General features: G+C 63.7%; 19 protein-coding genes. 8 read left to right on the top strand and 11 right to left on the bottom strand.

Translation table 11 applies throughout. The annotated features are described in order from the left end of the window. Window positions 1–277 precede the first annotated feature (277 nt). Window positions 278–1516 (bottom strand): CmpA/NrtA family ABC transporter substrate-binding protein, encoded by a 1239-nt coding sequence (locus NKI06_RS12115; RefSeq protein ID WP_352985444.1) that lies wholly within the window; start codon window positions 1514–1516, stop codon window positions 278–280. A 2-nt stretch (window positions 1517–1518) separates the two neighbouring features. After that, window positions 1519–2121, bottom strand: coding sequence for an ANTAR domain-containing response regulator (locus tag NKI06_RS12110; RefSeq protein WP_023667842.1), 603 nt, complete (start codon window positions 2119–2121; stop codon window positions 1519–1521). Window positions 2122–2403: 282 nt separating this feature from the next. Between NKI06_RS12110 and NKI06_RS12105 the strand changes: the two genes are divergently transcribed. Continuing rightward, window positions 2404–4692: a mechanosensitive ion channel family protein gene (locus NKI06_RS12105; protein WP_352985429.1), complete on the top strand. Its 2289-nt coding sequence runs from the start codon at window positions 2404–2406 to the stop codon at window positions 4690–4692. A 177-nt stretch (window positions 4693–4869) separates the two neighbouring features. Here NKI06_RS12105 and NKI06_RS12100 read toward each other — a convergent pair whose 3' ends face one another. The 3 genes from NKI06_RS12100 to NKI06_RS12090 all read right to left on the bottom strand — a co-directional run bounded on the left by NKI06_RS12100 (window position 4870) and on the right by NKI06_RS12090 (window position 9059). Beyond that, on the bottom strand, window positions 4870–6357 hold the full coding sequence (locus NKI06_RS12100; RefSeq protein WP_352985427.1) for an aldehyde dehydrogenase: 1488 nt from the start codon (window positions 6355–6357) through the stop codon (window positions 4870–4872). Next, the gene (locus NKI06_RS12095) at window positions 6354–7547 is read right to left on the bottom strand and encodes a cytochrome P450 (protein WP_352985425.1); all 1194 of its coding nucleotides are present in this window, start codon (window positions 7545–7547) and stop codon (window positions 6354–6356) included. Before NKI06_RS12095 ends, NKI06_RS12100 begins: the two co-directional genes overlap by 4 nt. A gap of 63 nt (window positions 7548–7610) precedes the next feature. Next, a complete protein-coding gene (locus NKI06_RS12090) occupies window positions 7611–9059 on the bottom strand; it encodes an APC family permease (RefSeq protein WP_352762877.1) in 1449 nt (482 codons plus the stop codon). Window positions 9060–9225: 166 nt separating this feature from the next. On the opposite strand from NKI06_RS12090, the gene NKI06_RS12085 reads away from it, so the two are divergent. Genes NKI06_RS12085 through NKI06_RS12060 form a run of 6 tightly spaced genes read left to right on the top strand, consistent with a single transcriptional unit; the run spans window position 9226 to window position 15677 of the window. Then, window positions 9226–9996: an IclR family transcriptional regulator gene (locus NKI06_RS12085; protein WP_352985422.1), complete on the top strand. Its 771-nt coding sequence runs from the start codon at window positions 9226–9228 to the stop codon at window positions 9994–9996. Then, the gene (locus tag NKI06_RS12080; protein WP_023686943.1) at window positions 9996–11279 is read left to right on the top strand and encodes a Tm-1-like ATP-binding domain-containing protein; all 1284 of its coding nucleotides are present in this window, start codon (window positions 9996–9998) and stop codon (window positions 11277–11279) included. Before NKI06_RS12085 ends, NKI06_RS12080 begins: the two co-directional genes overlap by 1 nt. Next, window positions 11276–11938 (top strand): HAD family hydrolase, encoded by a 663-nt coding sequence (locus tag NKI06_RS12075; protein ID WP_352985420.1) that lies wholly within the window; start codon window positions 11276–11278, stop codon window positions 11936–11938. Before NKI06_RS12080 ends, NKI06_RS12075 begins: the two co-directional genes overlap by 4 nt. Before the next feature lie 20 nt (window positions 11939–11958). Then, the gene (locus tag NKI06_RS12070) at window positions 11959–13308 is read left to right on the top strand and encodes an aminotransferase class III-fold pyridoxal phosphate-dependent enzyme (protein WP_352985418.1); all 1350 of its coding nucleotides are present in this window, start codon (window positions 11959–11961) and stop codon (window positions 13306–13308) included. A gap of 33 nt (window positions 13309–13341) precedes the next feature. Then, entirely contained in the window at window positions 13342–14649 is a 1308-nt protein-coding gene (locus NKI06_RS12065; protein WP_352985416.1) for an aminotransferase class III-fold pyridoxal phosphate-dependent enzyme, read from the top strand. Continuing rightward, window positions 14646–15677, top strand: a complete 1032-nt coding sequence (locus tag NKI06_RS12060; RefSeq protein WP_352985414.1) for a phosphotransferase enzyme family protein — start codon at window positions 14646–14648, stop codon at window positions 15675–15677. The genes NKI06_RS12065 and NKI06_RS12060 overlap by 4 nt, the downstream gene beginning before the upstream one ends. A 17-nt stretch (window positions 15678–15694) precedes the next feature. Here NKI06_RS12060 and hpaH read toward each other — a convergent pair whose 3' ends face one another. Genes hpaH through NKI06_RS12035 form a run of 5 tightly spaced genes read right to left on the bottom strand, consistent with a single transcriptional unit; the run spans window position 15695 to window position 20313 of the window. Further along, entirely contained in the window at window positions 15695–16504 is an 810-nt protein-coding gene (gene hpaH, locus NKI06_RS12055; protein WP_352985442.1) for a 2-oxo-hept-4-ene-1,7-dioate hydratase, read from the bottom strand. Beyond that, the gene (locus tag NKI06_RS12050) at window positions 16498–17373 is read right to left on the bottom strand and encodes a fumarylacetoacetate hydrolase family protein (protein ID WP_023735687.1); all 876 of its coding nucleotides are present in this window, start codon (window positions 17371–17373) and stop codon (window positions 16498–16500) included. The genes hpaH and NKI06_RS12050 overlap by 7 nt, the downstream gene beginning before the upstream one ends. 29 nt (window positions 17374–17402) lie before the next feature. Then, window positions 17403–18383, bottom strand: a complete 981-nt coding sequence (hpaD, locus tag NKI06_RS12045; RefSeq protein WP_352985411.1) for a 3,4-dihydroxyphenylacetate 2,3-dioxygenase — start codon at window positions 18381–18383, stop codon at window positions 17403–17405. Between the two features lie 14 nt (window positions 18384–18397). Then, complete coding sequence (hpaE, locus tag NKI06_RS12040; RefSeq protein ID WP_352985409.1) at window positions 18398–19915, bottom strand: 5-carboxymethyl-2-hydroxymuconate semialdehyde dehydrogenase; 1518 nt, start codon at window positions 19913–19915, stop codon at window positions 18398–18400. 11 nt (window positions 19916–19926) lie between these two features. Continuing rightward, on the bottom strand, window positions 19927–20313 hold the full coding sequence (locus tag NKI06_RS12035) for a 5-carboxymethyl-2-hydroxymuconate Delta-isomerase (RefSeq protein ID WP_352985440.1): 387 nt from the start codon (window positions 20311–20313) through the stop codon (window positions 19927–19929). 201 nt (window positions 20314–20514) lie between these two features. Here NKI06_RS12035 and hpaR point away from each other — a divergent pair, with 201 nt between their 5' ends. Next, entirely contained in the window at window positions 20515–20910 is a 396-nt protein-coding gene (gene hpaR / locus NKI06_RS12030; RefSeq protein WP_023704722.1) for a homoprotocatechuate degradation operon regulator HpaR, read from the top strand. Between the two features lie 10 nt (window positions 20911–20920). Here the strand turns inward: hpaR and NKI06_RS12025 are convergent, their stop codons facing one another. After that, window positions 20921–21430, bottom strand: coding sequence for a flavin reductase (locus NKI06_RS12025; RefSeq protein ID WP_023682716.1), 510 nt, complete (start codon window positions 21428–21430; stop codon window positions 20921–20923). Window positions 21431–21432: the final 2 nt, after the last annotated feature.

Raw genomic sequence — 21432 nt, 5'->3', positions numbered from 1 at the left:
CTCGCGCGTCCGTACATCCGGGATCGCGTCGTTGTCCTGAGCGGCAGCTTTGCCTGTGCGCCCGCCATTGGACGCCTGTTCCGTGACCCGCGAAGGGCCTGACTAATTCAAAGCAGGAACCGTGCCAGTTTTGGGTGAAACGAAAAACCTAAATGAAATCAACATTACGCGCCAGATGCCGGCACGCGAGGCGACATCGCAAGCAGATCAAAGATTGTTCACTACAGCAATCGCACGCACATTTTTTGTGCAATGCACAAGAATGGCGCGAGAATGATCAGGCTTCCGCGCGAGCCGCTTTCTGGCGCCCTATGTAGCCGTCGATCTCGTCGGGGTCGAAGGTCTGACCGTCGAAGAAGCCGTCCGGCCCAAGCACCAGGCCTGCCCCGGTCGCACCGACAGCGGTGGCGACCTTAAGCGCGCCCTCGACCTTCGCATTGGCGCCGGGAAGTGCAACGCCAAGCGGCTTTAGCGCCGAGCGGTAGAGGTCGGGACGGTAGCAGTCACGGGCGATAACAAGGTTTTCCGGCGTGTGCTCGACATGCCCCCAGCGCACCATCTGCGTATAGAACCACAGCGCATGGCTCTTCCACGGAAAGTTCGCCGCCTTGTCGAAGGGCAGGAAGAAGTCGTCGACATCCAGTTCGGCGCCGCCGCCCAGTTCAAGATGGCCGGTCAGGATCGGCATCTGGACAGCTGGTGGCAGGCCGAGGAAGCCAGCTTGAGCCATCACACCAGCCAGTTCGGCGTGGTTGCCCCGATCCTGGCACCAGCGCGCCGAATGATGCAGTGCGCGCAGCAATGCTGCCAGCGCGACCGGGTTCTCCTGCGACCAGGCCTTGCGCACGCCGATCACCTTCTCCGGACTGTTGCGCCACAGCAGCGCCTTGACGGTGACGATATGGCCGGTGCCGGCGGCGACCGAGGCGCTGTTCCAGGGCTCGCCGACGCAGTAGCCGTCGATCCGCCCAGCGGCCAGCGCATCGGCCATGAAGGGCGGCGGCACGATGACGATCTCGATCTCGCGCTCCGGATCGATGCCGCATCCGGCAAGCCAGTAGCGCAGTTCGTAATTATGCCCCGAATGCGGGTGCACCACGGCAAAGCGCAGCGGATCGCCGCCAGCCCCGGCGCGCTCGCGAATGAAGGCACGAAGGGCTGCGCCCGCGCGCGCGGGCGCGAGATCGGGTATGGCGCCGTGTGCCGCCATGCCTTCCCAGACGGCGTTGGAGATGGTGACGCAATTGCCGCCAAGCCCGAGCGAAAACGGCACGATGGTCTCGGAAGCAAGCGGCGTCAGCCCGAGATTGCAGGCGAGCGGCATCGGCCCCAGCATGTGCGCCAGGTGGAAATGGCCGATGGCGATGCGGTCACGGATGTTGGCCCAGGAGGTCTCGCGGTGCAGTGTGAGATCGATGCCCTCGCGCGCGGCAAATCCAAGCTCACCCGCCGCAACCAGCACGGCACTGTCGAAGAGCGGCATGAAGCCGGCGGTGATCTGGTGCTCGGCGCTCATGCTCATTCGTCCTCCGACGGCCCGAGCAGCCCGGCGGCAGTCACCAGGCTCTGGGCAATGTCGCCGATCTTGCGGTTCTGGTTCATCGCCGTCTTGCGCAGCAGCGTGTAGGCGGCCTCTTCGGTCAGGCCGCGCGACTTCATCAGGATGCCCTTGGCACGGTCGATCACCTTGCGGCTCTCAAGCTCCCCTCGAACCTCTTCCAGCTCGCGCGCCATGCGCGAGAAAGCGTTGAAGCGGCTGACCGCCATGTCCAGGATCGGCTTGACGCGCTCTTGCCTGAGGCCGTCGACGACATAGGCCGAAACGCCGGCATCGACCGCCGCTTCGATCGATGCCTGGTCCGATCGGTCGACGAACATGGCGATCGGCCGCTTCACCGCACGCGACAGCTGGAACATGTTTTCCAGCATGTCGCGGTTCGGGTTTTCCAGGTCGATGACGATGACGTCCGGCTCGATCTCGGCGATTCGCCGCGCAATGCCGGTCACGTCGTGGATGACGGTGACCCGCTCATGGCCGGCCTCGCGCAAACCTGCCTCAATGATCGCGGCGCGGATACGGTTTTCGTCGATGACCAGGACGGCGAGTGAGCTGCGGACCATGCGTGCATTGTGGGCAAGGTCGCAAAATTGTGCAATGCGGCATGGTCACAGGCTCCCGCCGCGGAGCAAACCCCGACCGACAACGACCCGGTCTAGGTGGTCGGGACAAGGAATGCAGCGCAACGCTGGCACTGGTGATGACAGCCTTGCCGGTCGCCTGGTGCCCTACCCTACGGTCTAGGTGCGATGAGACTTGCACCGCAACATCGGCTTGTTAAAGGTGGGGGCAACGACGGACATAGCTGTCCTTGCTCGCCGATCTGACCGGAAGGTTACCGCACGATGCTGCTCATGAAACGACGATTAGGGGCCAGGGAGCCGGCGCGCCCAGCACGGCGTCCCGGGAACCTGACGGCGATGTTCGTCCTGATAGCCGGGCCGCTCGTCCTTGGCATCGCCCTCCTGTTGGCTAGTCCGGCACAGGCCCAGGCACCGGCCGCCGTCACGCCCGACAAGGTCAAACAGCTGTTCGAGCTTCTCGACGATCCATCGGTGAAGGCCTGGGTGGCCGAGCAACGAAATCCGGCCGCTGGTTCAACGGAAGCGCCTGCTGCGGCTAGCACTCCGCGGGCCGACGCCGCGGCCGCACCGGGCCAGATGAATACAATGGCATCCTCGACGCTCGATCGGATCAAGCATCACATCGAGAAAATCGTGCGAACCGTGCCCACACTGCCGGGCCAGTTCGCGCGCGTCCGAGCCCAGACAATGGACGATATGTCCAGCAAGGGCTCCGTCAGCATATTGTTGCTGATTGCGATCTTTATCGCTGCCGGCCTGGCGCTCACCTGGGCAATATACAAGCTCACCCGTCCATTTCGTCTTTGGATCATCGCGCAACCCAGAGATACGCCCATCGGGCGGGCCAAGAAGATCGGCGGCCGCACGCTTTATTCCAGCATGATGATCGGCTCGTTCGCATTGGGCAGCGCCGGCGCGTTCATGCTGTTCGACTGGCCAGCGCTCATCCGCGAGATTGTGCTGACATTTCTGATGGCTGCGGTCTTTACGTGGGCTGTGCGCCTGTACGTGATGGCCACGCTCGTCCCTTCCTTCATGGAGGTCGAGCACGCCATCGAGGTTCGTGCCCTGCCGATCACCAACGGAGCTGCTGACCATTGGGCTTATTGGCTGCCCCGGATCGTCGGCGTTTTCGCCTTCTTCGCCGCCGCGTTTGTCCTCTTGCCGGGTCTCGGCATAGACCAGGACGGAATGATGGTCCTGTCCGTCGGCGCCGATTTCATATTGCTGTTGCTCTTCCTGCTGGCCATTTGGCGTCGGCCAAGAACGCAGCGAGACGGCGCGCGCCACAGCGGTCACACGGCAGTGACATGGTTGTTGACGGCTTATTTCGTCGTTCTGTTCCTCGAACGCATTGCCGGCCTCTACACATTCTTCTGGTTTACCTTCACCGCATTCTTCCTGCCTTTGGCAATTGTGCTGACAGAGCGCGGGGTTAATTTCGTCCTGCGGCCCGGTTCGGAAGATGCGGGCCGGCCGACGATCCCGGCGGTGACGATCGCTGTCATCGATCGCGGTATCCGGATGATTTTCATCCTCGCGGCGGCTTACCTTCTCGCACGCGTACTGGGCCTGGACATGCAATCCATGCGCGGCAGCGATACGACCACCATGCTCATATTGCGCGGCTTGATCAACGTCGTGGTCATTGCCCTTGCTGCCGATTTCGGCTGGTCGATCATCAAAGCCTTGATCGAACGAAAGCTGGGCGTCGCGATACCGCAAGCCGTGATGGGCGAGGAGGACATCCTCACCCTCGATCCGCATCAGGCGCGGCTGCACACGCTGTTGCCGATCATTCAGAACATTCTGCTCGCGGTGATCATCGTGATGGCGGTGCTGATGATGCTCGCTTCGATCGGAATCCAGATCGGCCCGCTGATCGCCGGCGCCGGCGTCGTCGGCGTCGCCGTGGGTTTTGGCGCGCAAACCATCGTCAAGGACGTGATCTCTGGCGTGTTTTATCTGCTCGACGATGCTTTCCGTGTCGGCGAATACATTTCATCGGGCAGCTACAGGGGTACGGTGGAGAGCTTTTCGCTGCGCTCGGTGAAGCTGCGCCACCATCGTGGTCCGCTGTTCACGATACCTTTCGGTGAACTCGGCGCGGTGCAGAACCAGAGCCGTGACTGGGTCACCGACAAATTCAACATCACCGTTGGCTATGACACCGATATCGACTTCGCCCGCAAACTGATCAAGCGAATTGGCCTGGAACTGGCGGATGATCCGGAGTTCAAACACTGGGTGATCGAACCGATCAAGATGCAGGGGGTGCAGGAGTTCGGCGAGTACGGCATCGTCTTGAGGGTCAAGGTCACGACCAGACCTGGAGGCGCCTTCAGCATGAAAGGCAGGTTCTTTTTGCGCCTCCGCCAGGCCTTCAAGGAGCAGGGCATCGAACTCCCATTCCCGACCGTCCACGTCCAGGGGCTGCAAGACCCGCATGGGACAGAGAATGCGCCTTTGGAGATCACACCTGAATTACGAATGGCCGTCGCCCAGTCGCACACCAATCGGCGCAGAAAAAAAGCGAGCACAACGGAGTAGGACGCTGTGATACCGGCCGGTCGCAACACGGCTTTCCGCGCGAGGCCTGGACCCACGACACCACGCTAGTCGGAACTGCCGATAGCGGTGACGCGATCGCCGCCAACCAGCACCAGCGTGGCGTTCCTGAGGCCAAGCTTGACGAAAAGAGCAGATACGCTGGCCTTTCCGCGAGGCTCAGAGCGCAATCCATGCGGTCTTGAGGTCGATATATTTTTCCAGCGCATGCAGCGACTTGTCGCGACCGAAGCCGGACTGCTTGACGCCGCCAAGCGGCACGGTGATATCGGCTCCGCCATAGGTGTTGACGTGGACGACACCGGCGTTGATGGCGCGCACCATGCGATGGGCCGTGGAAAGATTGGCGGTCCACACCGCCGAGGCAAGTCCGTAGACGGTGGAGTTGGCGAGATGCACCGCCTCCTCCTCGGTCTCGAAACGCATCACGCCGAGCACAGGTCCGAACACCTCTTCGCGCGCCAGCTGCATCTCTTGCGTCACGTTCTCGAAGATCGTCGGCGCCATGTAGCTGCCGCCGGTCTCGGTCAGTATCCGTTCGCCACCGGCGACGAGACGGGCGCCTTCGGCTTGCGCCATGGCGACGAAGCCGAGATTCTTGTCCAGCTGTTCGGCGCTCGATACCGCACCGATATCGCTGGCGAGATCGAGCGGGTCGCCGACCTTGAGCCGCGTGGTTGCCGAGACAAGTTCGTCCATGAAAAGATCATAGACCGACGACTGGACGAGCAGACGCGAGCCCGCCACGCAGACCTGGCCTGAATTGCGAAAGATGCCGTTGGCCGAGACGACCGCCGCCTGCTTCAGGTCCGGAGCGTCGGCAAAGACGATGTTGGGCGACTTGCCGCCAAGCTCGAGGAAGACCCGCTTCAAATTGGAACGGGCGGAGTATTCGAGCAGCCGCCGGCCGACCGGCCCCGATCCGGTAAAGGCGATGGCGTCGACATCCATATGGAGGCCAAGCGCTTCGCCGGCGACAGCACCATGACCGGTAACCACGTTGAACACGCCTTCGGGAAGTCCAGCCTCGCTTGCGAGTTCGGCCAGCCGCAGCAAGGTCAGCGAGGCGATCTCCGGCGGCTTGACGACGACGCTGTTGCCGGTGGCCAGTGCGGGCGCAATCTTCCAGGCACCGATCATCAGCGGGAAGTTCCACGGCACGATGACGCCGACGACACCGAGTGGCTCCCTGTGGATCAGCCCGAGCACATTGTCGGCCGTCGGCGCGATCTCGCCATAGACCTTGTCGATCGCCTCGGCGTAGTAGCGGATGGTGCCGGCCGCCGACAGCGGCTCGGCCTTGTAGGCCATGCCGATCTCGGTGCCGTTGTCGCGCACGCCAAGCACGGCCAGCTCATCGACATGTTTTTCGATCAGCTCGGCAAATTTCGTCAGCACCTTCTTGCGAAAGGCAGGGGCGGCGCGCGACCATGAACCCTTCTCGAATGCTTTTCGCGCCGATCGGACCGCGCGATCGATGTCGGCGGCATTGCCGTCAGCGATGCTGGCAAAAGGGCGGCCGTCGATCGGCGAAATCACCGCCAGCGTCGCGCCGCTCGTCGCTGCGGCCTGTACGCCGTCGATAAACAAGCCCCGCTCGCCGATCTCCGTCTTGCGCAGCGCGTCGATGGCATTCTGGCTGATCATTGGTGGCGGACTCCCAGGGAAACATACAACGTGGTTGGCGCGCGGAATTCCCAGCCGCGAAACACCGGCACCTTGCCTGGCACCAAGCTGAGATCGGGGAAGCGCAGGAGCAGCAGCCTTAATGCAAGGCACATCTGCTCGCGCGCGAAAAACCGGCCCGAACAGAAATGATGACCAAAGCCGAAGGCGGCATGATTGCCTTCCCTGCGGTTGATGTCGAAGCGGTCTGGATCGGCAAAGCGGCTCTCGTCGCGGCTTGCCGAGGAGACAAGTGCAGCGACCGCGGCGCCGGCAGGGATCGTTACGCCGCCAAGCTCGACCGCCCGCGTCGTCTGCCGCGTCTGGGTGCCGATCGGCGCCACCCAGCGCAAGCCTTCATCGACAGCCCTGGGCACAAAGGTCCCGGGATCGGCGAGCACCTGCCGCAATTGTTCGGGATGCGCAAGCAGGCCGGCGAGGATCGAACCGGCACCATGTCCGGGCTCCTGCATGCCGCCAAGCAGGATGACCTTGATGCTTGGCATCAAGAAATCGATCGGCCGCGTCGTGCCTTCCGGCATGCCGTCATGCAGCATATGCGACAGCGCCGAGTCGTCGGGTGCGCGCGCCAGTCTATCCAGAGTCGGCCGGATGGCTGCGCCGACCTCGGCGCTGATCGCGTCGGCGATCTCTTGCCGCTTCGGGTCGTTCTCGAAATTGATGGCGCCCTGCGCAAGGCCATAGAACCAGCGGCGCAGCGTCGGCATGTCGATGTCGGCAAGGCCAAGCGAGCGCGCCAGGCTGAGCGTCGACACCGGCTCGAAATAATCCGCCATCAGCTCGGCGGAGCCTTGTTCGGCGATCCGGTCGAGAAAAGGTTCGGCAATCGACCGTACGAGATCGCCGGCATAGGCGGCGACGGTGCGCGGCCGGTATTTCGGATCGACGCCTTGGCGCAGCTGTCTATGCGTTTCGCCGTCGGTGGTCAGGATGGTCGGCTTGCCGAACGAGCGTTCGACCGGAGACGTACCGACGACGGCGGAGAAGATGTCGGGTGACTTTGCGACGGTCTCGACGTCCTTCCAGCGGGTGACGAACCAGAGATTGACCGCCGGCACGAAAGCGACAGGCGCACTGCGCCGCAGTTCCGCATAGATCGGATACGGATCGGCTTCCAGCGCCTCAACGGTGATGCTCTCGGCAAAGCTCAACGCCGTTACTCCCTTGCGATGGAAAGGGGCGGCGCCGAACGCGCTACCCCCTTGTCCTTTGTCCTAGTCCTTCAGCGGCACGCCGAGATTTTCGAAGGCAACCGGATCCCGGCTCTTCAACGCACCGGCAAGCAGCAGGCCGACCACCGCGGCAATCAGCACCAGCCCCGGCAGCAACACGCCAAGGAAGCCACCGGCCCCGGACAGGCCACCGAAATTAATGACGATCAGGTAGATGATGACGACGAAAGCGATGAAGGCCAGCCCAGGCAGGATGGTGGTCTTCAGCGCATTCTCCTGCGTCGACGGGTTGGCGCGGAAGTACATCACCACGGCGAGCGAGGCCACCGCCATCATGACGATGACTCCCAGCGTCGCGACATTGGTCAGCCAGGAAAACAGCGCCAGAACCGGATCGAGGCCGAGTATCGCGAACAGTCCGATGACGATCGCTGCCAACACGCTCTGGATGACGGAAGCGACATGCGGGCTCTGGTGCACTGAATGCGTCACGCCGATCGCTTCAGGCAACAGCTTCTCGCGGCCCGAGACGTAGATGTAGCGGGCAACCGCGTTGTGGAACGCCAGCACGCCGGCAAACAGGCTCGACACGAACAGGATGCCCATGGCGTGCGACAGCATGGTTCCGGCGTAGCGGTCGGACAGGCCGAACAGGAAAGTCGTCGGATCCTGAAGCGCCTGCAGTGCCGGCAACAATTTGTCGACGCCGGCGCCGACCGCCATCAGCCAGGCCGTGACCATGTAGAAGACGCCGATCAGCAGCACGGAGAAATAGGTGGCGCGCGGAATGGTCACCTTGGGGTCGCGGGCTTCCTCGGCGTAGATCGTCGTCGCCTCGAAACCGATGAAGGCGGCGAAACAGAACAGGATGGCGATGGCGGGCGAGCCGCTGACGATCTGGCTCCAGCTGAACGGCGCCGCAGAGAGACCGCTGTCGCCACCGGTCTTGAGGATGGCGAGGTCTAGCACCAGCACAACGATGTATTCGCACAGCACCAGCACCGTCAGGATCTTGGCCGACAGGTCGACCTGGCGGTAGCCCAACACCGCGACGATGGCAACGGCGATGAAGCTCCACACCCACCAGGGCAGGTCGATGCCCCAGCCGGCGAACAGGCCGGCGGTCGCGGCCCCCAGCAGGCCCATGACCCCGATCTGCATGGCGTTGTAGGACAGGATCGCGATGATTGCGGTTGCGCCGCCGGCAAAACCGCCCAGCCCGCGCGCGGCATAGGCATAGAAGGCGCCGGCATTGCCGACATGGCGCGACATGGCGACGTAGCCGACCGCAAACAGCAGCAGCAACACGGTCACGATAAGATAGGTGCCGGCAAAGCCCGCCCCATTGCCCATAAGCATGCCGAGCGGCGTGCCGCCGGCGACCGCGGTGAGCGGCGCCGCCGCCGAAATCACCATGAAGGTGATAGCGCCGACGCCAAGACTGTTCTTGCGCAGCCTGTTGGCGGGCACCTGTTCCGAAACTGCTGACATTTGTCCCTCCAGTCTTACGAACCCCTGGGTTCGCGGCCGCTCGGCCTGTTCCCTGAATGCCATTGGTTCATTATTTGAACCCTTATTTTGAATATAGACTTGCAAAGAATGCGGATGCCTGTCAAGTTAATTCACACATTAAGTTTCTATCCGAGCGGGAGGCTGGATGGGTACGGTCGGCAAGGCGATTTCACTTCTGGAGCTGTTCACGGCGGACGAGCCCGAGCTCGGACTTTCCGATCTCGCGCGGCGGTGCGCCTTGGACAAGGCGACGACGCGGCGGCTGCTGATGGCGCTTGGCGGCCATGGCTTCGTCGAGCAGGATGCCGGCACGCGGCACTATCGCCTCGGCGCCGGCCTGTCGCGGCTGGCGCGTATCCGCGAAGCCTGCTTCCCGTCCCTGCAAACGGCAATTCCCGTGGCGCAGGATTTGGCGGGTTCGACAACCGAGACGGTGCATCTGTCGGAATTCGGCGTCGACAGGCTGATCACCGTTTATGTCGAGCATTCAAGCTGGGCAAACCGGGTGAACATCGATGTCGGCCAGCTTCTGCCGCTGCATTCCACCGCCTCCGGCATCGCCTATCTCGCCTTCGCCGACAACGCGACCGTGAAAGCATGCCTGACAGGTTCGCTTGAGGCCTTCACCGATCATACCCTCGTCGAGCCGGCCGCCATTTCAAAGTCGATCGGCGAGGCGCGCGACCGCGGCTATTCGATCTGCGACCAGGGCCATGAGGACGGCGTGATCGGCGTCGCGGCTGCAATCCGCGCCGCCGATGGTCTTGCGCTGGGGACAATTGCGGTGGCAGCCCCGAAGGCCAGGACGACACCGGCTACGATCGTGGAACGAGGGCTTGCGGTTGTGACCGCGGCACGGGAGATTTCGATGCGCCTCAATGGCGAAAACCTGCAAACCCTGAGGAGGCAGGCCTGATGTCTGCAGATATGGCGACGCCCCGCATCCTGGTCATCGGCACGGGCGACACCAAGACCGACGAACTGCTGTTCATGAAAGCGTGTATCGAGGCATCCGGTGGCCGCGCCGTGATGATGGATGTCAGCGTGCTGGGCGCCCCCGCCTATAGTCCCGATCACGACAAGCATGCCGTTGCGCGGGCCGCTGGCGTGACGATGGCCGAAATCGTCTCGAGCGGCGACGAAAACACCGCCATGACATTGATGGCCGTCGGCGCCGTTCAGCTGGTGCGCCAGCTTCACCAGCGCGGCGAGATCGACGCCTTCATCGCCATCGGTGGTTCGATGGGAACCGATTTGGCGCTCGATGTCGCGCTGTGCCTGCCGCTCGGCGTGCCGAAATTCGTCGTCTCGACCATCGCCTACTCGCATCTCATTCCGCCCGAGCGCGTCGCGCCCGACCTGATGATGATCCTGTGGGCAGGCGGGCTCTACGGCCTCAACACCATCTGCAAGCTGGTCCTTTCCCAGGCCTGCGGCGCGGTGGTCGGTGCGGCGAGGATCGTGCTTGCATCCCGTGCTTCGGCCCCGGCGGTCGGACCGACCATCGGCATGACTTCGCTGGGCAGCAGTTGCCTGCGCTATATGAAGACGCTGAAGCCGGCGTTGGAGCAGCGCGGCTATGACGTCGCAGTCTTTCACACCACCGGGATGGGGGGCCGGGCCTTCGAATCGATCGCCAGCCAGGACCATTTCTGCGCGGTGTTCGACTTCAGCCTGCAGGAGATCACCAATCATCTTGCCGGTTCGGTCGTCAGCTCCGGCGCCGACCGGCTCGAGAATGCCGGCGCCCGCGGCATTCCGCAGATCGCAGCCCCTGGCGCGGTAGACATGGTCGATTTGCCGACCTGGCAGGCGCTGCCGACAAAGTTCGCGCAGCGGCCATTCCATGCTCATAACAGGTTGATCGGCTCGATCACCGTCGATGCCGCCGACCGCCGTGAAGTCGCCAGGACCATCGCCGCCAAGCTCGGTGCGTCGAAGGGGCGCTCCGCTTTCATCCTGCCCTCCGGCGGCATCCAGGAATGGGATGCGCAGGGCGAGCCGCTGTACGAACCCGAAGCCCTCGCGGCCTTCACCGATGAGATGCGCAAGGCCATTCCCGCCGGCGTCGAGTTCCACGAGATCGACGCCCACATCAACAGCGACGAGTTCGTCGGCAAAGCGCTCGAAATCTTCGACCGCTGGGTCGAGGAAGGCATCATCCCGCGCGGCATGCCGGCCAAGGGAGTGGCTGCGTGAGCGCTGTTCCTGCCCAGGCGCTCGTCCTCGATTTCGGCGGCGTCGTCACCCGGACCCTTTTCGAGACCCATCCCTTGACCGAACAGGCGCTCGGCCTCGCGCCGGGAACGCTGCAATGGTACGGGCCGTTCGACCCGGATTCAGATCCGCTGTGGCGCTCAATGCAGGCCGACGAGATCAGCGAGCGCGATTATTGGCGCACCCGCACCAGCGAAGTCGGCCGGCTCGTCGGCGAGGACTGGCAGGCGATGGAGACATTCGTCCAGCGCGCACGCGGAGCCGAGCCGGAAAAGATCGTGCGGCCCGAAGCCGTCCGCGCCATCCGGACCGTGCATGCGGCGGGATTTCGCCTGGCGATCCTGTCCAACGAGCTAGATCTGTTCTATGGCGCCGGCTTCCGTCAGCGGCTGCCGTTGCTCGAGCTGTTCGACACCATCGTCGACGCCACCTATACCCGCATCCTCAAGCCCGATCCGCGCGCCTATGCCTTGGTGACCGAGGCGCTTGGCCTGCCTGCCCGCGCCTGTGTGTTCGTTGACGACCAGCAGCGCAATGTCGATGGCGGCCGTGCCGCCGGCATGCGCACCGTTCATTTCGACGTCGCGCGGCCGGCACTTTCCTATGCCGAGGCCCTCGGCCATTTCGACCTCATCTCCTGAGACATTTGCGGAGCCTTGCGATGCGCGACATCAATTTCCTCACCGAGAAAAACGCCAAGCCGATCTGGCATCCGATGGCACACCCGGCCGAGATGCGGGCCAACCCGCCAAAGGTGATCATGAAAGGCGAAGGCGTGATGGTCACCGACATCGACGGCAACACCGTGCTCGATGCGGTTGGCGGACTGTGGAACGTCAATCTCGGCTACTCCTGCGACCCGATCAAGAAGGCCATCGCCGACCAGCTCAGCGCCCTGCCCTACTATTCCGGGTTTCGCGGCACGTCGACCGGCCCGTCGATCGAGCTCGCTTACGAACTCAGCGAATGGTTCGAACCGGAAGGCATGGTGCGGACCTTCTTCACCTCGGGCGGCTCGGATTCGGTCGAAACCGCACTGCGGCTCGCCCGCCAATACTGGAAGATCCGCGGCCAGGGCGACCGGACAAAATTCCTCGCGCTGAAGAAGGGCTATCACGGCACCCATTTCGGTGGCGCGTCAGTCAACGGCAACGCCAATTTCCGCCGCAACTATGAGCCGCTTATGCCCGGCGTCTTCCACACTCCCGCACCCTGGACCTTCCGCAATCCGTTCGATGAGACCGATCCGGCGCGGCTGGCCAAACTGTGCGCCAAAGCGCTGGAGGATGAGATCGCCTTCCAGGGCGGCGACACCATTGCCGCCTTCATCATGGAGCCGGTTCTCGGCGCCGGCGGCGTCATCGTTCCGCATGACAGCTTCATGCCGCTGGTGCGCGAGATATGCGACCGCCACGAAATCCTGCTGATCGCCGACGAGGTGGTCACGGGCTTCGGTCGCACCGGCGCCTGGTCGGGTTCGCGGCTATCCGGCGTGAAGCCGGATTTCATGACCATCGCCAAGGCGATCACCTCGGGCTATTTCCCGCTCGGCGCCACCTTGATCGGCGCCAAGGTCGCCGACGTCTTCGAGGCCGACAAGACCAGCTTCGGGGCGATCGGTCATGGCTATACCTATTCCGGCCATCCTGTCGGCTGCGCGGCAGGGCTGGCTGCACTTGCCGAGACCAAACGGCTTCGCCTGGACGAGAACGCAGCCGCGCGCGGCATCGAGCTGGCGGCGACGCTGGAGGGGCTAAAAGCCAAGCACGCGATCGTCGGCGACATCAGGTACAAGGGCCTGATGGCTGCGCTAGAGCTGGTCTCCGATCGCACGACGAAAAAGCCGGTGGACAAGAAGACCATGGCCGTGGTTTCGGAAGCCACTTATGACGCCGGCGTCATGCTGCGCGTGTCCGGCAACAACATCATCCTGTCGCCGCCGCTGATCATCGGCGCCGCCGACGTGGCAAAGATCGGCGAGGCCATCGATGCAGGTCTGTCGAGGGCCTGATGGACCCGCTGACGCAATGGAGTTTGGTACGCAATGACCCAATCTGAGAAGAACCCGAGCGAGGAAGCGCTCGTCAAGCGGCGTGCCCGCCTGCTCGGCGCGAAATCGCAATTGTTCTACGACGAGCCCGTGCACCTGGTGCGCGGCGAAGGCGTCTGGCTCTACGATGCCGACGGCCGCAAGTATCTCGATGCCTACAACAACGTCGCCCATGTCGGCCATTGCCACCCGCATGTGGTCGAGGCCTTGTGCCGTCAGGCAAGCCTGCTCAACACCCACACACGCTATCTGCACACCGCAATTCTCGACTATGTCGAGCGGCTGACGGCGACCTTCGATGCAAGCCTCGCCACCGCAATCCTGACCTGTACCGGCAGCGAGGCCAACGACATAGCGCTGCGCATGGCGCAGGCCGCCTCCGGCAATATGGGCATCATCGCCACCGACGCCACCTATCATGGCAACACGGCGGCGGTTTCGCAGCTCAGCACGCGCATGCCTCCGATCCGCGGCCGCGCCCCCCATGTCAGGCTGGTGCCGGCCCCCGACAGCTATCGCCATCCCGATGCGATGGCCAATGGCAAGGCCTTCGGCGACGCCGTGCGTCAAGCGATCGCTTCGCTGGCACAGGACGGCATTGGCCTGTCTGGCATCATCTTGTGTCCGCTGCTCGCCAATGAAGGTTTCCCGGCTCTGCCCTCCGGATTTTTCGACGACGCCTTGGCGGCCGTGCGCGAAGCCGGTGGTCTGGTTATCGCCGACGAAGTGCAGCCCGGCTTCGGGCGCACCGGCAGCCATTTCTGGGGCCATCAGCGCGCCGGCTTCGTCCCCGACATCGTCACCATGGGCAAGCCGATGGGCAATGGCCATCCGATCGCGGCCGTGGTCACCACCAAGGAGATACTGGCGACCTTCCGCGACGCTTTCCGCTACTTCAACACCTTTGGCGGCAACCCGGTCTCCTGCGCGGTCGCCAATGCCGTCCTCGACGTCATCGAACAGGAAAACCTTGTCGCCAACGCGCAAGACGTCGGCGCCTATGCGCTTGGCCTGCTGCGCCCGCTGGCCGATCGGCATGAGTGCATCGGCGAGGTCAGGGGGGCCGGACTGTTCTTCGGCGCCGAGCTGGTCCACGACCGCGACACGCGCGAACCGGCGCCCGACATTGCCGAGCAGGTCGCCAATCGCATGCGCCATCGCGGCGTGCTGATGGGCAAGACCGGCATCCACGGCAATGTGCTCAAGATCCGCCCGCCCATGCCGTTCTCGCGCGACAATGCCGAGTTCCTGATCGGCCTGCTGGACGAGGTGCTGGGCCAAGTCGGCGGAGTGCCGGCGTGAATTCTGTTTCCACCCAATCCCAGCCCGAAACGGCAGCCGATGTCACGGAGCTCGCCAGGCGTGCGCTCGAACATTGGGGCGTCCGCAACTCTGAGCCGGAACTTCTGAAGCACCGCGAGAACGCCGTCTTCCGCGTGCGGCTGCCGGATGGCCAGCCGGCAGCCATGCGCATCCACCGGCTCGGCTACCACACGGACGCCGCGCTGCGTTCGGAACTGCAATGGATGGGCTTCCTGCAATCCGCCGGCGTCGCCACGCCGTCTTGCGTCGCAACACAGGCCGGCGATCCGTTCGTACTTGTCAGCACGGCCACCTCGGCGCAGCCCCGGCAGGCCGATTGCCTGAGTTGGCTGGAGGGGCGCGCCGTGGGCGCACGCGGCGTGCCACTGGCCTACACGGCCGACCAGTCGGTCCAGATCTTCACGGCGATCGGGCGGACCATCGCCCATATGCACAATGTCACAGCCAACTGGACGCCGCCCGCGGGCTTCGCCCGCCATGCCTGGGACTTCGACGGCTTCTTCGGTCCGAACCCGGTCTGGGGCCGGTTCGAGACCTCGCCCTTTCTCGATGGTCCTCGCCGCGCGCTGGTCTTGCAGGCGCGCGACAAGGCAGTGAAGGCGCTGTCGCAACATGAGCGCAGCGCGCGCAATTTCGGCATCATCCACGCCGATCTGGTGCGCGAAAATGTGCTCATCCATGACAGCGCGGTGCGCATCATCGATTTCGATGATTGCGGCCATGGCTGGCACATGTACGACCTTGCCGTCGCCCTCTACCAGAACCGCGAGGAGGCGATCTACCCGCTGATCGAGACCGCTTTGCTTGACGGCTACCAGCAAGAGCGTGCGCTGACCCCGCAGGACATCGCCGCATTGCCTCTATTCGCCGCCTTGCGTGCCTTCGCGTTTCTTGGCTGGGTGCAAAGCCGCGTCGAAGGCGACATCACCAGGGATGTCGGCTTGCGGATGTCGACCATCGCAGCCGATGTGGTGATTGACTACTTGCGCGGCGAACAGCCCAACTGACGAGCCGATGAGAGCCATCAGCTCTTGGCGAAATGGATGCTGACCGTTCCCGAGCTGCCGAAGTCGGCGACGATGGTATCGCCGGGCCGCGCCTCGACCGGGCGCACGAACGATCCGGACAGCACCACCTCGCCGGCCGCGATGGACATGCCGTAGCGGGCGAGCCTGTCCGCCAGCCAGGCAATGCCCATCGCGGGATGGTTGAGCACGCCGGCGCCAAGCCCGGTCTCCTCGACCTCCGCATTGCGCGAGACGATGGCGCCGATCCAGCGCATATCGGCTTCATCGGGTCGTTGCGGCCGGCCGCCGATGACAATGCCGGCATTGGCGGCGTTGTCGGAAATCGTATCGAAGAAAGTGCGCGCCTTCTTTGTCTCGGCATTGACGCGTTCGATGCGCGTGTCGAGGATTTCGAGCGCCGGCGTGATATAATCGGTGGCGTTGAGCACGTCGAAGATGGTCACGCCTGGGCCCCTCAGCGGCGCCTTCATGACGAAGGTTATCTCGGCCTCGACGCGCGGCTGGATGAAGCGGCCGACGGGTATCGTCGCGCCGTCGTTGAAGAACATGTCGTCGAACAGCACGCCCGAATCCGGCGTGTCGATGGCGAGCGCATATTGCATCGCCTTCGATGTCAGGCCGATCTTCCAGCCCTTCGGGGTCAGCCCGGCATCGGTCTTGCGTTTCACCAGCGCTGCCTGGACGCGATAGGCATCCTCCATCGTCGCGTCGGGAAAATCGAGGCTGAGCAGACGGATCTGGCGGCGCGAACGCTCGGCTTCGAACAGCCTTGCCGCGGCATCTTCAACTTGCTCGGGGGTCACGATGCTGCCTCGTCGACGACGCCGTTGCGGAGCACGCCGATGCCGTCGGCTTCGACTTCGATCACGTCGCCCGGCTTCAGCCAGATCGGCGGGTCGAAGCGGGCGCCGGCGCCGGTCGGCGTACCGGTGACGATGATATCGCCTGGCACCAGCGTGGTGAAGGTGGAGACATAGGCGATGATCTTGCGGAACGAGAAGATCATCCGGCTGGTGCGGTCCTGCTGGCGCAATTCGCCATTGACGCGGGTGGTCAGCGCGATGTCGGCAATCTGCGCCTCGTCGGTGAACGGCACCAGCCACGGACCGAGCGAGCCGGTGCGGTCGAAATTCTTGCCCTGCGTGACGTTGAACTTGGCGTGCCGTACCCAATCGCGAATGGTGCCTTCGTTGCACAGGGATAGTGCCGCGATATGGTCAAGCGCATCCCTCTCGGCGATGCGTCGTCCACCCTTGCCGATGACGATGACGATCTCGCCCTCATAGTCCAGCTGCGGCGATTCCGGCGGCCGCACCAGCGGCGCGTCGTGGCCGACGAAGGAGCGGGGGAAGCGGATGAACAGCGACGGGTTGGAAGGCGCGGCCTGGCCGTCCTTGTACTCTTCGTTGCGGTCCGGGTAGTTGACGCCGACGCAGATGATCTTTTCCGGCGACGGCACAGGGATTTCATAAGCGATGGCGCCGACTGGAAAATCGACGGCGTAGGCTTCGGCCTCTTCCGCCAGCCGCCGTAGCACGCCGGCCTCGATCACTTCGCGCAGCGTCGGCCACTGGCTGTGCCGCGCCGACAGGTCGACGACGCCCTTATCTGTGACCACGCCATAGCGCGTCTTGCCGCCGACGGTGAAGGTGGCGAGCCGCCCATGTGCAGTCATCCCGGTCTCCGTCAGGTTCGCGTCTGTGGTCACGGTGCGATGATCGGCGACGCCGCCAAATCCGGTTGGCGTGCGGCCGCGCCGGCAAAGGTGCTGCCCTCCTCGAACCAGCTTTTCGGCGCCGGCGCGCCCCATAGCGTCTGGCGCTGCGGGTCCTTGAGGTCCCATTTGATCGGCTCCAGATCCGGATCGACCGTCTGGTAGTCCGAGCAGTAGATCTCGATGCGGTGATTGTCAGGATCGCGAACATAGAGGAAGAAGGCGTTGGAAATGCCGTGCCGGCCTGGGCCGCGCTCGATGTTTGCGAGGTAACCGGTCGTGGCCATCAGGTCGAGCAGGTCGATGATGTTGAGCGGTGTCGGCACCCAGAAGGCGACGTGATGCAGGCGCGGACCCACACCGTTGGTGAAGGCGATGTCGTGGACGCCGCCCTTGCGGTGCGTCCAGGCCGCCCACAGCTTTCCGCTACTGGCATCCTCGGTGTATTCGGTGACGCGGAAGCCAAGCTCGTTGTAGAAGGCGACGGACTCGTCGACATTGGGCGAGAAGCAGTTGAAGTGGTCGATGCGCAGCGGCTTCACGCCCTTGTAGAGCGCATATTTCTGATGAATCGGCGGCAGCCTTTCCATTTGGGCAAAGAACTCGAGCGGAATGCCGTGCGGGTCGCGGGTGCGGAAGGTGCGCGACTGGTACGGTCGCTCGACCCACTCGACCGGCAGGCCTTTTGCCTTGAAGAAATGCTCGGCCTTGTCGAGATCCTCATCCGAAAAAACCTTGAAGCCGAGATCGCGGGCTTCGGCGCTGCCGGCCTTCTTCAGCACGATGCAGTGGTGTCCGCGCTCTTCCAGGGCCCTTAGATAGATGGCGTCCGATGTCTCGTCGGTAACCTGCAGGCCAAGCGTGTCGACATAGAAGGCGCGGGATTTCGCAAGGTCGGTGACCGCCAGTTCGACATGGCTGAGGCGCACGATGTTGAAGGCGGGATAGAGGTTTGGTTTGGGCAGTGGCATGCGATGTCCTCCGGTCAGCCGCCGAGCTTCTGGATCGTGTGCGCTGAAGTGGCGAAGGCGATGTTCTTCGTCTCCATGTAGAAATCGAAGGAATGGTCGCCGCCGTCGCGGCCGATGCCGGAATTCTTGACGCCGCCGAACGGCGTCGGCAAATGCCGCACATTCTCCGAATTGACCCAGACCATGCCGGCGTCCAGCGCATCGGTGAAGCGGAAGGCGCGGGTAACATCCGACGTCCAGAGATAGCCGGTCAGGCCGTATTGGGTGTCGTTGGCCAGCGCCAGCGCTTCGGCCTCGTCCTTGAAGGAAATGGCGGTCAGCACCGGCCCGAAAATCTCTTCCTGGGCAATGCGCATCCTGTTGGTGGCGCCGGTAAACAGCGTCGGGCTGACATAGCAGCCACCGCCCGGACCGGCGAACTTGCCGCCGCCGGCGGCTACCACCGCGCCTTCCGATTTGCCGATCTCGATATAGGAAAGCACCTTTTCCTCGTGCACCGGATGGATCAGCGGACCAACCACCGTTTTGGGATCGAGCGGATGGCCAACCTTGATGCGCTTTGCCTTCTCCGCAACCAGATCCGTGAATGTGTCGTAGACCGAGGCTTCGACCAGAAGCCGCGACGATGAGGTGCAGCGTTCGCCGTTGAGCGAGTAGATCATGAACACGGCCGCATCCGCCGCACGTTCGAGATCGGCGTCGGCGAAGACGATCACCGGGTTCTTCCCGCCCAGTTCGAAATGCACGCGCTTCAGCGTATCGGCGCCTTGTTTCATGATCATCGAGCCGGTGCGGCTCTCACCGACAAAACCGATCGCCTTGATGTCAGGGTGCTCGGTCAGCGCCTTGCCGGCGTGCTCGCCGAGGCCGTTGACCAGGTTCCACACGCCTTTCGGCAGGCCGGCCTCCTCCGCGATCTCGACCAGCAGGCGAGCGGTCAGCGGCGAAAATTCGGCCGGCTTGTGAACGACGGTGCAGCCTGCCGCCAGCGCCGGCGCGATCTTCCATGTCGACAGCATGAACGGCGTGTTCCACGGCGTGATGATGCCGACCGGGCCGATCGGCACGCGCGTGGTGATGTTGACCTGGCCTGTCGTGCGCAGCGTCTCGCCGTGGCGCGCTTCCGGCGCGCGGTCGGCGAAGAAGCGGAAATTCTCGGCGCCGCGCAGCGCGGCCTTGGCCATGAATTTCAGCGCCTGGCCGGTGTCCATGCACTCGACGAAGGCGATCTCCTCGGCGCGCGCTTCGATCGCATCGGCTATCTTGTGCAGCAGCTTCTTGCGCCCGTCGCCCGGCATGGCGGCCCAGGCCGGGAACGCCGCCTTTGCCGCCTTGGCGGCGCGGTCGATATCGGCGGCACTGCCACGCGCGACCTTGGCCAGCGGCTTGAGATCGACCGGCGACATGCTCTCGAAGGTCGAGCCATCCACCGCCGGCACCGCTTCGCCGCCGATCTGGTTCAGCACGCCGTCGCGCTTGAAACGGGCCAGATAGGCCTCGGCCTTTTTCAGATTGCCTTCGAGGTTGGACATATCAGCTTCCGTCACTTGCCGCGCAGTCGCGCGTGGATTGCATTTTTCTTCCAGCTCAGGACCGGATCGATTTCCCTGATCTCCAGGGAAAGAGCGAAATGCGGGGTCTCGAACAGGGGGCCAAGGTATTCGCTCACCGCGGCGAAGACCGCCTCCCCGGTTCGTTTCTTGTCCTGGACGCTGCGCCCGGTTCCAATGCGAAACGACATGTCGAGAAAGGCGTTTTCCGGTAAGCTGTCGGCGATCGCATAGGCCTCCGCGCGGAAGGCCCGCACCCGCACCGCGCCGGTTTCAAACAGCCCGGTGCCGAGCACGGTGCGCAACACCAGCGCGCACAATTCGCTCATGTCGACCTTGGCATCGAGGTTGGCCGAATACTCGATGGAAAAGTGAGGCACCGCGTCTCGTTCCCCGGATTGTTCCACTGTTGTAGTTAACGCGTTAATTACATGCAGCATCACTGAAGTCAAGCCTTGCATCCAAGTTGAGGCGACGATACGGGATGGAAAGGTCAGGTTTTGGCGTGCGGTCCCGCCGACCGCCCGCATCATTGGGGACGCTGCTTCTTGCTGCCTGAAAACACCCGTCGTTCTCTGCCGATGGCGCTGCTCCATGCCCGCGAAGTGGTGATGGCGCGGTTTCGCCCTATGCTGGCGGCGCATGACGTGACCGAACAGCAATGGCGTGTGCTGCGCGTTCTGAGCGAGGCCGGCCCTGTCGAGGCGACGGAACTTGCCGATCGCGCTTCGGTGCTGCCGCCCAGCCTGACACGCATCATCAAGACGCTCGAGGGCCGAAAATTCATCACCCGCAACAAGGCGGAAGGCGATGGCCGCCGTGTCGTGCTGACGATCGCCCCGGCGGGTTCCGCCCTGATCGATGCCTTGTCGCCGGAACGCCTCGTCATCTACCGCGACATCGAACAGCGCTTCGGACATGAGAGGCTCGAGCAATTGCTCGATCTGCTGGAGAGCCTGATCGCCGGCGAGAGCTGATTGCTGCGGCTCAGCCGCCAAAGCTGCCAAGCCGCGTCGGCTGCGTGTAATTGCGGTCGACATAGAGCAAGGCCGAGCCGCCGCTGCCGTGCCTGACGTCGATAACGCGGCCGATCATGACATTATGCGTGCCGACGATGTGCACATCCTCGATCTCGCAATCGAAATTGACGATCGCATCGGACAGCGCCGGCGTCCCCGAGGTCAGCGTTTGCCAGCGCGCCGCCGAATAGCGTGCCTCCATGTCCCTGGTCGCGCCGGCGAACTTGCCGGCCAGGTGCATATGGTCATGCGTCAGCACGTTGACGCAGAAGCGCCGGTTGGCGAGGAACATGGCCGCCTGCGCCGAGCGTCCGTTCATGCACACCAGCAGTGTCGGAGGTTCGTCCGACACACTGCACATGGCGGTGGCGGTGAAGCCGCCGCGCCCGGCCGGGCCATCTGTCGTGACGATGTTGACCGGCGCGCAGACCCTTGCCATGGCGTCGCGGAAATCGGCCTTCGAAATCTGCGTGGCCATCT

This window comes from Mesorhizobium sp. M0772, assembly GCF_040320135.1.
Lineage (GTDB): Bacteria > Pseudomonadota > Alphaproteobacteria > Rhizobiales > Rhizobiaceae > Mesorhizobium.
The sequence above is the reverse complement of the archived record's forward strand: the minus strand, read 5'-3'. Positions and strand labels throughout refer to the sequence as shown.

Excerpts from the sequence above, each read along its gene's own strand:
- NKI06_RS12115 (WP_352985444.1), bottom strand. The coding sequence starts at position 1,516 with ATGAGCGCCGAGCACCAGATCACCGCCGGCTTCATGCCGCTCTTCGAC.
- NKI06_RS12110 (WP_023667842.1), bottom strand. The coding sequence starts at position 2,121 with ATGGTCCGCAGCTCACTCGCCGTCCTGGTCATCGACGAAAACCGTATC.
- NKI06_RS12105 (WP_352985429.1), top strand. The coding sequence starts at position 2,404 with ATGCTGCTCATGAAACGACGATTAGGGGCCAGGGAGCCGGCGCGCCCA.
- NKI06_RS12100 (WP_352985427.1), bottom strand. The coding sequence starts at position 6,357 with ATGATCAGCCAGAATGCCATCGACGCGCTGCGCAAGACGGAGATCGGC.
- NKI06_RS12090 (WP_352762877.1), bottom strand. The coding sequence starts at position 9,059 with ATGTCAGCAGTTTCGGAACAGGTGCCCGCCAACAGGCTGCGCAAGAAC.
- NKI06_RS12085 (WP_352985422.1), top strand. The coding sequence starts at position 9,226 with ATGGGTACGGTCGGCAAGGCGATTTCACTTCTGGAGCTGTTCACGGCG.
- NKI06_RS12080 (WP_023686943.1), top strand. The coding sequence starts at position 9,996 with ATGTCTGCAGATATGGCGACGCCCCGCATCCTGGTCATCGGCACGGGC.
- NKI06_RS12070 (WP_352985418.1), top strand. The coding sequence starts at position 11,959 with ATGCGCGACATCAATTTCCTCACCGAGAAAAACGCCAAGCCGATCTGG.
- NKI06_RS12065 (WP_352985416.1), top strand. The coding sequence starts at position 13,342 with ATGACCCAATCTGAGAAGAACCCGAGCGAGGAAGCGCTCGTCAAGCGG.
- NKI06_RS12050 (WP_023735687.1), bottom strand. The coding sequence starts at position 17,373 with ATGACTGCACATGGGCGGCTCGCCACCTTCACCGTCGGCGGCAAGACG.
- hpaD (WP_352985411.1), bottom strand. The coding sequence starts at position 18,383 with ATGCCACTGCCCAAACCAAACCTCTATCCCGCCTTCAACATCGTGCGC.
- hpaE (WP_352985409.1), bottom strand. The coding sequence starts at position 19,915 with ATGTCCAACCTCGAAGGCAATCTGAAAAAGGCCGAGGCCTATCTGGCC.
- hpaR (WP_023704722.1), top strand. The coding sequence starts at position 20,515 with ATGGCGCTGCTCCATGCCCGCGAAGTGGTGATGGCGCGGTTTCGCCCT.
- NKI06_RS12025 (WP_023682716.1), bottom strand. The coding sequence starts at position 21,430 with ATGGCCACGCAGATTTCGAAGGCCGATTTCCGCGACGCCATGGCAAGG.